10 protein-coding genes are annotated in these 11901 nt (G+C 66.7%); 7 read left to right on the top strand and 3 right to left on the bottom strand.

Annotated features, from left to right (window positions below; translation table 11 throughout):
• Nucleotides 1–27 precede the first annotated feature (27 nt).
• On the bottom strand, nucleotides 28–1932 hold the full coding sequence (gene cysN, locus Q8M13_RS11950) for a sulfate adenylyltransferase subunit CysN (RefSeq protein ID WP_305300171.1): 1905 nt from the start codon (nucleotides 1930–1932) through the stop codon (nucleotides 28–30).
• Entirely contained in the window at nucleotides 1932–2861 is a 930-nt protein-coding gene (gene cysD / locus Q8M13_RS11955) for a sulfate adenylyltransferase subunit CysD (RefSeq protein ID WP_305300180.1), read from the bottom strand. Before cysD ends, cysN begins: the two co-directional genes overlap by 1 nt.
• A gap of 226 nt (nucleotides 2862–3087) precedes the next feature.
• Here cysD and Q8M13_RS11960 point away from each other — a divergent pair, with 226 nt between their 5' ends.
• From Q8M13_RS11960 to Q8M13_RS11990, 7 genes are all read left to right on the top strand, one after another.
• Nucleotides 3088–4644 carry an AlkA N-terminal domain-containing protein gene (locus Q8M13_RS11960; protein ID WP_305300172.1) on the top strand — a complete coding sequence of 519 codons (1557 nt, stop codon included), beginning with the start codon at nucleotides 3088–3090 and terminating at the stop codon, nucleotides 4642–4644.
• Entirely contained in the window at nucleotides 4628–5161 is a 534-nt protein-coding gene (locus Q8M13_RS11965; RefSeq protein WP_305300173.1) for a methylated-DNA--[protein]-cysteine S-methyltransferase, read from the top strand. Before Q8M13_RS11960 ends, Q8M13_RS11965 begins: the two co-directional genes overlap by 17 nt.
• A gap of 104 nt (nucleotides 5162–5265) precedes the next feature.
• Nucleotides 5266–5517, top strand: coding sequence for a hypothetical protein (locus tag Q8M13_RS11970; protein ID WP_305300174.1), 252 nt, complete (start codon nucleotides 5266–5268; stop codon nucleotides 5515–5517).
• A gap of 372 nt (nucleotides 5518–5889) precedes the next feature.
• Complete coding sequence (locus Q8M13_RS11975) at nucleotides 5890–8280, top strand: polar localization protein TipN (RefSeq protein ID WP_305300175.1); 2391 nt, start codon at nucleotides 5890–5892, stop codon at nucleotides 8278–8280.
• Nucleotides 8277–9260: an N-acetyl-D-Glu racemase DgcA gene (dgcA, locus tag Q8M13_RS11980; RefSeq protein ID WP_305300176.1), complete on the top strand. Its 984-nt coding sequence runs from the start codon at nucleotides 8277–8279 to the stop codon at nucleotides 9258–9260. Before Q8M13_RS11975 ends, dgcA begins: the two co-directional genes overlap by 4 nt.
• Before the next feature lie 36 nt (nucleotides 9261–9296).
• A complete protein-coding gene (locus tag Q8M13_RS11985; RefSeq protein WP_305300177.1) occupies nucleotides 9297–9728 on the top strand; it encodes a DUF4112 domain-containing protein in 432 nt (143 codons plus the stop codon).
• Nucleotides 9729–9757: 29 nt separating this feature from the next.
• Nucleotides 9758–10126, top strand: coding sequence for a VOC family protein (locus Q8M13_RS11990; protein ID WP_305300178.1), 369 nt, complete (start codon nucleotides 9758–9760; stop codon nucleotides 10124–10126).
• Between the two features lie 4 nt (nucleotides 10127–10130).
• On the opposite strand, the gene scpA is transcribed toward Q8M13_RS11990, so the two are convergent.
• Nucleotides 10131–11901, bottom strand: a 1771-nt coding sequence (gene scpA / locus Q8M13_RS11995; protein WP_305300179.1) for a methylmalonyl-CoA mutase, incomplete at its 5' end; no start/stop codon positions are given.

Raw genomic sequence — 11901 nt, forward strand, 5'->3', positions numbered from 1 at the left:
CGGGGCCACAGCCCCGTCCACCATCCTTTAGATCGAGTAGTCGAGTTCGCCTTCGAGCCAGGCGACGATCCGCTCGGCCGCTTCCGTCGCCGACATCGCGGTGGTGTCGACGGTGATCTCGGCGTTTTCAGGCGGCTCGTACGGGCTGTCGATACCGGTGAAGTTCTTCAACTCGCCAGCACGTGCCTTTTTGTAGAGCCCCTTCACGTCGCGTTGCTCTGCGACGGCCAGCGGGGTGTTCACATAGACCTCGACGAAATCGCCTTCGGCCTGGAGATCGCGCGCCAGTCGGCGCTCGGCCCTGAACGGCGAGATGAACGAGACCAGCACGATCAGGCCGGCGTCGACCATCAGCTTGGAGACCTCGGCCACGCGGCGGATGTTCTCGACGCGGTCCTCGTCGGTGAAGCCGAGATCCTTGTTGAGGCCGTGGCGGACATTGTCGCCATCCAGCAAATAGGTATGGCGGCCGTCGGCGTGCAGACGCTTCTCGACCAGGTTGGCGATGGTCGACTTGCCCGAGCCGGAAAGGCCGGTCAGCCAGACAACGCGACCGCGTTGGCCCTTCAGCGCTGCACGGCTGTTCTTGTCGACGTCCAGAGCCTGCCAGTGGATGTTTTGGCTGCGGCGCAGGGCGAAGTGCAGCATGCCCGCGCCGACCGTCCGGTTGGAGATCCGGTCGACCAGGATAAAGCCGCCCAGGTCGTGGTTGTCGGTGTAGGCGTCGAACGCGATCGGCGCGTCCAGCGACAGGTTGCAGACACCGATCTCATTGAGCTCCAGCCGCTTGGCGGCCAGGTGCTCCAGGGTGTTCACATTGATCTTGTACTTGGGCTCGGTGATCTGGGCTGAGACCGTGCGGGTTCCGAGCTTCAGCAGGTACGGACGGCCAGGCAGCATGGCCTCGTCGTCCATCCACACCACCGTCGCCTCGAACTGATCGGCGACCGGGGGCGGGGCCGCGGCCTCGGCGATCACGTCCCCGCGCGAGATGTCGATCTCGTCGGTGAGGGTCAAGGTCACCGATTGGCCGGCGACGGCCACGTCGAGGTCGTCGCGGAAGGTCACGATGCGTTCGACCGTGCTTTCGCGGCCCGACGGCAGGGCCTTGATCTTGTCGCCCGGGCGGATCGTGCCCGACGAGATGAGGCCCGAGAAGCCGCGGAAGTCGAGGTTGGGGCGGTTGACCCACTGGACCGGCATGCGGAAAGGCTTGTCCCGCAGATCGTCGTCGACCGGCAGGGTTTCCAGCAGCGGCAGGAGCGCCGGGCCGTCATACCAGGGCGCGGCGTCGCTGTGGGCTGTGATGTTGTCGCCCTTCAGCGCCGACATCGGGATGGCGGTGAACTGCTTGATGCCGATCTGGTCAGCGAAGTCGCGGTACTCGGCCAGGATGGTGTCAAAGGTGTCCTGGCTCCAGCCGACCAGGTCCATCTTGTTGATGGCCAGGACGACGTGCCGGATGCCCAGCAGGCTGACGAGATAGGAATGCCGGCGCGTCTGGGTCAGCACGCCCTTGCGCGCGTCGATCAGGATGATGGCGGCGTCGGCGGTCGAGGCGCCGGTCACCATGTTGCGGGTGTACTGTTCGTGGCCGGGGGTGTCGGCGACGATGAACTTTCGCTTGTCGGTCGAGAAGAACCGATAGGCGACGTCGATGGTGATGCCTTGTTCGCGCTCGGCAGCCAAGCCATCGACCAGCAGGGCGAAGTCGATATCGCCGCCCTGGGTGCCGACCTTCTTGCTGTCGGCCTCGAGGGCCGCAAGCTGGTCTTCAAAGATCATCTTTGAGTCGTAGAGCAGCCGGCCGATCAGGGTGGACTTGCCGTCGTCCACCGAGCCGCAGGTCAGGAACCGCAGCAGGCTCTTATGTTCGTGGGCCTTGAGGTAGGCCTCGATGTCATCGGCGATAAGGTCGGATTGGTGGGCCATCAGAAGTAGCCCTCCTGCTTCTTCTTCTCCATCGAGGCGGCTTGGTCGTGGTCGATCATGCGGCCCTGACGTTCAGATGTGGTGGTGAGAAGCATCTCCTGGATGATCTCGGGCAGGGTGGCGGCGGTGCTTTCGACCGCCCCGGTCAGCGGATAGCAACCGAGCGTGCGGAAGCGGACCGACTTCATTTCCGGCGTCTCGCCGGGGCGCAGCGGCATGCGCTCGTCATCGACCATGATCAGCGCGCCGTCGCGCTCCACCACCGGCCGGACTTCCGAGAAGTACAGCGGGACGATGGGGATGTTTTCCAGGTGGATGTATTGCCAGATGTCCAGCTCGGTACAATTGGAGATCGGGAACACCCGGACGCTTTCGCCGTGGTTCTTGCGCGCGTTGTAGAGATGCCAGAGCTCGGGCCGCTGGTTCTTCGGATCCCAGCGGTGCTGCGCCGAGCGGAACGAGAAGATGCGCTCCTTGGCGCGGGACTTTTCCTCATCGCGCCGAGCGCCGCCGAAGGCCGCGTCGAAGCCGTACTTGTCGAGCGCCTGCTTCAGGCCCTCGGTCTTCCAGATGTCGGTGTGCAGGGCCGAGCCGTGGTCGAAGGGATTGATGTTCCGCTCGACAGCTTCCGGGTTCTTGTGAACCAGCAGCTCGAAGCCCAGCTCCTTGGCCATGCGCTCGCGCATTTCGTACATGGCCCGGAACTTCCAGGTCGTATCGACGTGCAGCAGCGGGAAGGGCGGCTTGGACGGATAGAAGGCCTTGGCCGCCAGATGCAGCATCACGGCCGAGTCCTTGCCGATCGAATAGAGCATCACTGGACGCTCAGCCTCGGCCACGACCTCGCGCATGATGTGGATGCTCTCGGCCTCCAGGCGCTGCAGGTGGGTAAGGGTCTCTGGAGTGATCGCGGGCGCTTTGGCCTGCATCAGGGCTGTACCTTGCACATGAACCTCGGGGGCCGAACCCTGCTAAACTAATGACGAAAGAACCCGCCCGCCTGTGTGGGGGCGGCGCGCGGATTGGCCCTGAGCGATGGCTTACGGGACCCGACCGGCGATGACGATAGAGATTTACTGACAAGCGGACGAGGAAATTGGCGCCGGCACGGTGATGGCCTGGACTTGGCCGCGATGTCCGAAAACCGCGAAAGCTTTGCGGGTCGCGTCCGAAAACCGCGAGACATGGCCGGTCCAGGAGCAGATCATCGCCAGCATGGATATGGATGACGACGCCTGCTACCGCGCCTTTCAGATGCGTGACGCCCGGTTCGACGGGCGCATCTTCTGCGGCGTGAAGAGCACTGGGATTTACTGTCGGCCGATCTGTCCGGCCCGCACGCCAAAGCGCGAGAATATGACCTTCTATCGCTCGGCGGCGGCGGCGCAGGAGGCTGGTTTCCGGCCGTGCCTGCGGTGCCGGCCCGAGACCTCGCCTGATCTCGGATCCTGGCGCGGGACCTCCAACACTGTCTCGCGGGCCATGGCCCTGATCGAGGCCGGCGCCATGGACACCGGCGATGTGGAGACGCTGGCCGGCCGGCTCGGTGTCGGCGAGCGCCAGCTTCGTCGGTTGTTCCAGCAACATGTGGGCGCCTCACCCGTGGCGGTGGCCCAGACGCGGCGGGTGCTGCTCGCCAAGCAACTCCTGCATGAAACCCGAATGCCGATGGCCGAGGTGGCGCTGGCCGCGGGCTTTGGCAGCGTGCGGCGGTTTAACGAGACCTTTCAGCAACTGTTCGACCGTCCGCCGGCCAAGTTGCGGCGGCTTGGTGGGGCGGAAATCGCGGCGGGGGACGGCGGCGCCGCGACCATCCGCCTGCCGTATCGCGCGCCCTATGACTGGGACGCGATGCTGGCCTTCCTCACCGCCCGCGCTATTCCCGGCGTCGAGAGCGTCCGAGACGGCCGATACGCCCGGACACTGGCCCTCGGCGAGGCCCGCGGGGTGATCATGATCGAGCCGGGAGATGGGCCCTATCTGAGGGCCACCTTGCGGTTCCCGAGGGTTCAGGTCTGGCCGGCGGTGATCGCGCGGGTGCGCAGGGTGTTCGATCTGGCCGCCGACCCTGCCGTGATCGCCGCGCACCTTTGCGAAGATCCCGATCTCGCGCCCTTGGTGGCGGCGCGCCCGGGTCTGCGGGCGCCCGGCGCCTGGGATGGCTTCGAGCTGTCGGTGCGAGCGGTGCTGGGTCAACAGATCACGGTTCAGGCGGCGCGCGTCTTGGCAGGAAAGATCACCGCCGCTCACGGATCGCCGCTGGAGGACGAGGCGGCGGGCAGGCTGGCGCTGACGCATTTCTTCCCGACGCCAGAACAGCTCTCGCTGATCGATGTCGAAAACATGCCGATGCCGCGAGCGCGTGGCCGCGCCCTGGTTGGCTTGGCCAATGCAGCCGCTGCGGATCCTGACCTGTTCGGAACCCGGCGCAGTTTGGACGAAGCCGTGGCGGCGCTGCGGGCCCTGCCAGGGATCGGGGAGTGGACGGCCCAATACATCGCCATGCGCGCGCTGCGCGAACCGGACGCCTTCCCCAGCGCAGACATTGGCTTGATGCGGGCGCTCGAAGGGCCAGGCGGTGTGCGGCCGACGCCGACGGAACTGCTAGCGCGGGCCGAGCGCTGGCGGCCATGGCGTGCATACGCCGCCTCGCATCTATGGTCCGCGGACCCCAAGAACCCTTCGGAGGCCAAACATGCCAAAGCCGCCTGAAACGCTCTACCTCGACCGCCTCGCCACGCCCGTGGGGGAGGGGCTGCTGGTCACCGACAATGAGGGATACCTGCGGGCGTTCGACTGGACGACGCATGAGGACCGGATGCACCTGCTGCTGCGGCGACAGAACCCGCCGATAGCCCTGCGCGAAGGGCGCGCGCCGGACGCGATCCGCAGTGGACTGGAGACCTATTTCGCCGGCGACCTTGGAGCCTTGGCCAAGATCAGGTGGCGGACCGGCGGGACAGCGTTCCAGCGCTCGGTCTGGGCGGCGCTATGCACGATCCCGGTCGGCGAGACGGTCAGCTACGGGCGCTTGGCCGAACGCATCGGCAAGCCCAAGGCCATGCGGGCGGTGGGTCTGGCCAATGGCGCAAATCCCGTGGGGGTCGTCGTCCCGTGCCACCGGGTGATCGGCTCGAACGGCAGCCTGACGGGGTATGGCGGCGGAATGGACCGAAAGCAGTGGCTGCTCACCCACGAGGGAGCTTCATTTCTGCGCGTCGCTGCGTGATTGTTACATGACCGAAATTTCATGTTGAGACGCGTCGCCCAATTGCGGACATCGTCGTATAACGACGCTCGCTGGAATCGTATCGGACGTACGGGAGAGTTCCGATGCAGACATTGACCGAGATTGTCGCAGCGGTGGTGGTGTCATCATCGGCCGCGGCCTATTCGCACTTCGGCGTGACGCTCGACGCCCAGAAGGTGGAAGAGCCGGTCCCCGCGGAGCGAACGGTGGCTCGGACAATGAACAAGAAATACCCAACCGTGGTCTCGTCGAAAGTCATCGTCGGAGCGGGCAAAGCCGGCAAGCTGGTTCGCGAGGATTGTCCCGAAGCGCGCGCCAAGATGTTGAAAGCCTAGCGCGCCTCTTGTTGGCGCCGATCTTGCCGTCCGGCGGTTGGCGAAAATTCCCATTGATGGCGCTTTGCGTCGCCCCAGTTCGCCGGTAATCCTTGCGACTGGCGCGAAGGCGCGGATGAGACCGGCTCATTCACGCTCGCAGGATGGGAAGGCCGCTTCAGACTGGCCATGAAGATCAAAAAGCGGCACCAACCAGTTGATTTCCAATCCCTTGATGGGGAGGAAGGCAGCTTCTCGAGCGCCGCGGCCCAGGCCGCCGCCAGGGAGGACGACCATGCTTTCGCGTTTGCACCACCGCCGGTGGGGGATTTGACCCTCGAGCCCAAGCCGGCGCCGCCTACGGCGCCTGTCTCGCCGTCCGCTAAGGCGGCGATGGCGACGTCCGCACAACCCCTTGCTCAACGCGCAGAAGCGCTGCGGCCCGGAAGCCAATCGCTGCCATCGGGCTGGCCGATCTACATGATCGCCCTGGTGGTTTCGGTCCTCTGGGCCTGTGGTCCGATCGCGTTCGCGTGGGGCTATCGGCGCGCGGTCGCGCCGTTTGATTTCGAGCCGTTCGCCGTGCTGGTGTTCGCGATGCTGGCCGTGGGGCCGGCCGCCTTTGTCTGGCTCGCCGCCTATATGGTGCGTCAGGGGCAGAAGCTGGGCGTCGAGGCCCAGCGCGCCAAGGCGCTGGCCGATGAGATGGTGACGCCGGCCATGGCGGCCGGAGCTCAGACCGCGGACGTCATTCAAGCGGTGCGTGACGAGATCGTCCGCGCCGGCGCTGCGGCGGGCGAGGCCCGCGAGACCATCCTGGCGCTGCGACAAGCCCTGGCCGCCGAGAGCGAAAAACTGGTGGAGGCCGCAGCCAATGCGGTGCGCACCGCCGGCGGCTTAACCGAGAGCCTTGGTCGCGAACGCGCGGAAATGGGCGGCCTGGCCAAGACCTTGGACACCCAGGCGACGGCCGTCACCGACGCGATCACCCAGCAGGCCAAGATGGTGGCCGAGGCCTCCGATCTGGCCGAGACGCAATTGCGTGAAGCCGAGGCCTCCTTGGCCGCGCGGGCGGCCGATCTCGCTGCCGCCGCCGGAGAGACCAGCGACGTGGCGCGCACCGCCGCCGATGACCTGACGCGGCACATAGCCCGCCTGGAGACAGCGGGCCTGGGCGTCACCGACCAGATCAAGTCGGTGCAGACCGGCCTGACCGAGCAGCGCGCCGGCCTGGTCAATGTCGCCCATGCGCTGCGGGCCGATCACGAGAGCTTCGCGGCGCAGGCCGAAACCCACGCGGCTCAACTTGCCGAGTTCATCGGCCAGGCTCGGCTGTCGGCCGCCGAGCTGGGCGACCGGGCGGTGAAGGGCGGCGAAGCCCTTCGCCAACTGATGGCCGAGGCCACCGACCAGTTCCGCGAGATGGCGGACTCAGCGAAGGCCGAGCGCGACGAATTCGGCCAATCGACCCTGCATTCGATGGAAGCGGTGTCGCGAGCGGCTGCAGCCGAGCGAGCGCGCCTGGAAGAGCAGACCCAAACCACCATCGCCGCCCTGACCGGCGCGGCCGAGCGCACCCGCCAGGCTGCCGAGCGGCATGCGGAAACCGCGCGCGATCAGGTCGACCAGCTCTCCGAGGCGGCTTTCACAGCCGGCCAGCAGGCGAACAAGGTGTTCGAGGCCCGGCTGGAGGAAGCTCGCGCGCTGATCGAACAATCGGCCCGTATGGTCGATGAGGCGGGCTCGGCGACGATCCGCAAGCTTGACGAGGGAGCCAGGGCCGCCCGGGCGACCCTGGACGAACTGTCCGCCATGCTGGCGACCATTGAGGATCGCGCGGTCCGGCTGCCGGCCGCCGCGCGTGGCCAGGCCGAGGAGGTCCGCCAGGCGGTTTCCGACAGCATCGACGACCTGATGGATCACGCTCGGCGCACCGCCGACGAGACCCAGGCCATTGACGAGGCGTTCCAGGATCGGGTGCGTCGGAACTACGAAATGTTGAGCGAAGCGGTTCGCATGATGGGAACGGTCGCGACCACCGCGAACCTGGCGCCGCTGGCCCCGCCGCGCGAGCGTCCGGCGCGCAGCTCCCGCAAGGCCGTCGAGGTCGAGCCCGAGGTTGTCGCGGCGCTCGATCCCATTCCAGAGCCTGAGGTCGCGCCAGAGCCAGTCATCGAGCCGGTCACCGAACCGCCGCCGAAAGCGGCCTTCGAAACCGAGCTTGAACTCAACGAGCCGATCCCGGTCCCGCGCGATCCGTCCCGTCCGCGTTTGCGACTGACGCCGACCGCGACCGATGCGGAGTTTTCCACGGTCTTTGGGCAGGCCGGCGGGCGTGGTGAGGAACAGGGTGGCGAGGGCTGGACCTGGAAGGACCTCCTGTCGTCGATCGACGACACCGAGGGCGCCGAGCCTGAACTAGTGCATGCCCCGCTGGAGGAAGCCCTGGCGGCGGAGATCGGCGCCATGGGCATCGATCCATCGGCGCTGCTGCCGCGCGGTCGCCTGCACGAGATCGCCGTGATCTTGCACGCGCAGGACGCCGATGGCGCGCGAACCGTTGTGAGGAAGCTGGCCCCGGCGGCGACCCGTCGCCTGGCCCGCCGGTTGTTCACTGACGATGGCCTGAAGCGCCAGGTGGTCCAGTATCTAAGCCGCTATCATGACCTGCTGCAGGACGCCGTCGAACGCGACCGTGACGGCCGCATGGTCGAGGCGTTGCTGACCTCGGAGGCCGGTCGAACCTACCTGCTGTTCGACGCGGCGGCCGGCGACCTGGCTTGAGGAGAAGCCTGACCGTTCGCGAGGAGCGTTGGCCGCTGGCCAGCGCCTTCGTGATCGCGCGGGGCGCCAAGACCGAGGCTCACGTCCTGGTGGTCGAGATCGCGCAGGGCGGGACGGTCGGCAGAGGCGAGGCCGTGCCCTATGGCCGTTTTGGCCAGACCATGGCTGGCGAGGTCGCGCTGATCGAAGGGCTGAGGGATCAGGTCGAAGGCGGTCTTTCGCGTCTGGCGCTGCAAGACGCGGCGCCGGCGAGCGCGGCCCGCAACGCCTTGGACTGCGCACTTTGGGACTTGGAGGCCAAGCTCTCCGGCGTGCCGGCCTGGCAGACGGCGGGCCGTAGCCGGCTAGACCCGGTCAAGACGTCCTACACGATCAGCCTCGATACCCCGCAGGCCATGGCGCAGGCCGCTCGCGCTGCGACGCGGCGACCGTTCCTGAAGCTCAAGATCGGCGGCCGCGACGACCTCGACCGGGTGATCGCCGTGCGGGAAGCCGCGCCCAAGGTCCGGCTGGTGGTCGACGCCAATGAGGGGTTGGAGTTCGAGGACCTGAGGCGCCTTGCGCCGGAATTCGCGCGCCTGGATGTGAAGATGATCGAGCAGCCGCTGAAGGCCGGCGAAGACGACGCGCTTGAAGGCTATCAAAGCCCGGTTCGGCTTTGCGCCGACGAGAGCCTGCACACGCGCGCCGAACTTGCGGTCTGTGCGCGGCGATATGGCGCGGTGAACGTGAAGTTGGACAAGGCCGGTGGGCTGACCGAGGCGCTGGCTGTGGTTGCAGAGGCTCGGATGCTGCGGCTTGAGGTCATGGTCGGCTGCATGGTGGCGACCTCGCTGGCCATGGCTCCGGCGATGATCATCGCCCAAGGCGCCGACGTCGTCGATCTCGACGGCCCCTTGCTGCTGGCGAAGGACCGAGAGCCCGGTTTGCAGTACGATGGATCGCTAATTCACCCTACGCCGCGTGAGCTTTGGGGCTAAGGTGGAGCCTTCTACCGGCGGCGGCGTTTTGGCGTGATGGCGGACGATCGGGAAAAAGCTCATAGCGCGTGGCGCTCGGCCGAACGCATCAAGGTGCTTTCGGACCGTTTGATCGGCGTCGGTCCGTTTGGCATCGGCCTGGACGGCGTGCTGGCCTGGGTGCCCATCGCCAGCACAGTGTATAGCGTCGGCGCTGGCGGCTTGCTGATGATGCATGGCGCGGCGGCCGGAGCTTCCCTGGGAACCCTGACGCGGATGGCGGCCTATATCGCCTTTGACTCAGCGGCCTCGGCGATCCCGGTGGTGAGCTGGACGGTCGACATGCTGTTCCCCGGCCACCTCCTGGCCGCCAAGGCGTTGCAGAAGGATATCGAGGCTCGGCACGGCCCGTCCGAACTGCCGGCCAGTTGGTACCGAGGCGACAAGCTCAAGCCCAGAGCCAAGAAGGAAAGCCGCATTCGCGTCTGAAACGCCGGAGCCGCCGGCCTGGAGGTGAGATGTTCAAGCACGTCAAGTTTTCGGGTCTGCCGGTCACCAATCAGGACCGCGCCCTGGCCTTCTATCGCGATGTGATCGGCCTGACCTTGGCGACCGACCAGCAGTACGGAAGCGGCTGGCGCTGGATCGAGTTCGAGATCCCCGGCTCGCCGACGCGCGTCCTGTTTGAGCGCCGGGCTGGTGAGGAGCCTGGCGAGCAGCCAAGCATCAACATCGTCGTGGAGGATGTCGACGCCGCCTATGGCGTTCTCATCGCCAGAGGCGTGGTATTCGACCAAGAGCCGATCGACGCGCCCTGGGCTCCTGGCGAGCGCTACGCCCTGCTTCGCGACAGCGAGGGCAATCTGATCCTGATCGGGTCGGGTTGAGCCGCTAGGCCTTTTCCAACTGGGCGTAGCCCATCTGCTCGTTCAGTCGTTCCATCACCTCGATGGCGGCCTCGGGGATCACCGTGCCGGGGGTGAAAATGGCCGCGACGCCGGCGTCCCTCAGGGCTTGGAAGTCCTCAGGCGGGATCACCCCGCCGACCACCACCAGGATGTCGGAGCGGCCGAGCTTGGCCAACTCATCCTTCAGTTCGGGCACCAGGGTCAGGTGACCGGCGGCCAGGGAGCTGGCGCCGACCACATGGACGCCTTCCTTGACCGCCTGGGCGGCGGCCTCGGCGGGGGTCTGGAAGAGGTTGCCGATATCGACCTCGAAGCCGAGATCGGCGAAGCCCGAGGCTATGACCTTTTGGCCGCGGTCATGGCCGTCCTGGCCCATCTTGGCGACCAGCACCCGAGGCTTGCGGCCGTCGGCCTGAACGAAGGCCCCCGTCATCGCCTTGGCTCGCTCGGCCTGTGGCGTGGTCCCGGCCTCGCGCAGATAGACGCCGGTCACCGCGAAGGCCTCGGCGGCGTGGCGGTTGAAGACCTTTTCCAGCGCTAGGCTGATCTCGCCCACCGTGGCCTTGGCGCGGGCGGCGTTCACCGACAGCTCCAGCAGGTTGCCGTTCCCGCGCGCGCCATTGGTCAGGGCGGTAAGGGCGGCCTCCACGTCCTGAGGGTTACGCTCGGCCCGCAGGCGAGCGAGTTTCTCAAGCTGGCGTTCGCGGACGGCGCTGTTGTCCACCTTCAGCATCGGGATCTCGTCGGCGCCTTCGGGGCGATAGCGGTTGACCCCGATCAGGCTTTGGCGGCCGGCGTCGATGCGCGCCTGGGTGCGGGCCGAGGCCTCCTCGATACGGCGCTTGGGCAGGCCTTCCTCGATGGCCTTGGTCATGCCGCCCAAGGCCTCGACCTCGGCGATGTGCTCCAGGGCGCGGGCGGCTAGGTCAGCCGTTAGGCGCTCGACATAGTACGAGCCGCCCCAGGGATCGACCACTCGCGTCTGGCCGCTTTCGAGCTGCAGGAAGAGTTGGGTGTTGCGCGCGATGCGGGCGGAAAAGTCGGTGGGCAGGGCCAGGGCCTCGTCCAGCGAGTTGGTGTGCAGGCTCTGGGTCTGGCCGCCGGTCGCGGCGATCGCCTCGACCAGCGTGCGGGGCACGTTGTTGTAGACGTCGTGGGCCGCGAGGCTCCAGCCGCTGGTCTGGGTGTGGGCGCGCAGACTGAGCGAGCGGGCGTCCTGGGGGGCGAACTCCTCCTTCATGAGCTTGGCCCAGAGCAGGCGGCCAGCGCGTTGCTTGGCGATTTCCATGAAGGCGTTCATGCCCGCGTTCCAGAAGAACGACAGGCGCGGGGCGAACTGGTCGACGCTCATGCCGGCGGCGACCCCGGCGCGGACATACTCGATGCCGTCGGCCAGGGTGTAGGCGAGCTCCAGGTCGAGCGTCGCGCCGGCTTCCTGGATGTGATAGCCGCTGATGGAGATCGAGTTGAACTTCGGCATTTCGCGCGAAGTATATGAAAAGATGTCTGAAATTATCCGCATCGAAGGCGTAGGCGGATAGATGTAGGTGTTCCGGACCAGGAACTCCTTGAGGATGTCGTTCTGGATGGTGCCCGAGAGCTTGGCGGCCGGCACGCCCTGTTCCTCGGCGGCGACGATGTAGAGCGCCAGGATCGGCAGCACCGCCCCGTTCATGGTCATCGACACGCTCATCTTGTCGAGCGGGATGCCGTCGAACAACGTGCGCATATCGAAGATGGAGTCGATGGCGACG

Origin of the sequence: Phenylobacterium sp. (assembly GCF_030681155.1) — a bacterium.
In the GTDB taxonomy this organism is placed as follows: Bacteria; Pseudomonadota; Alphaproteobacteria; order Caulobacterales; family Caulobacteraceae; genus Phenylobacterium.

What these genes read in the sequence shown, in the direction of transcription:
- Q8M13_RS11975 (WP_305300175.1), top strand. Translation starts at nt 5,890, where the DNA reads ATGGCGACGTCCGCACAACCCCTTGCTCAACGCGCAGAAGCGCTGCGG.
- cysD (WP_305300180.1), bottom strand. Translation starts at nt 2,861, where the DNA reads ATGCAGGCCAAAGCGCCCGCGATCACTCCAGAGACCCTTACCCACCTG.
- Q8M13_RS11970 (WP_305300174.1), top strand. Translation starts at nt 5,266, where the DNA reads ATGCAGACATTGACCGAGATTGTCGCAGCGGTGGTGGTGTCATCATCG.
- cysN (WP_305300171.1), bottom strand. Translation starts at nt 1,932, where the DNA reads ATGGCCCACCAATCCGACCTTATCGCCGATGACATCGAGGCCTACCTC.
- Q8M13_RS11990 (WP_305300178.1), top strand. Translation starts at nt 9,758, where the DNA reads ATGTTCAAGCACGTCAAGTTTTCGGGTCTGCCGGTCACCAATCAGGAC.
- Q8M13_RS11965 (WP_305300173.1), top strand. Translation starts at nt 4,628, where the DNA reads ATGCCAAAGCCGCCTGAAACGCTCTACCTCGACCGCCTCGCCACGCCC.
- Q8M13_RS11985 (WP_305300177.1), top strand. Translation starts at nt 9,297, where the DNA reads ATGGCGGACGATCGGGAAAAAGCTCATAGCGCGTGGCGCTCGGCCGAA.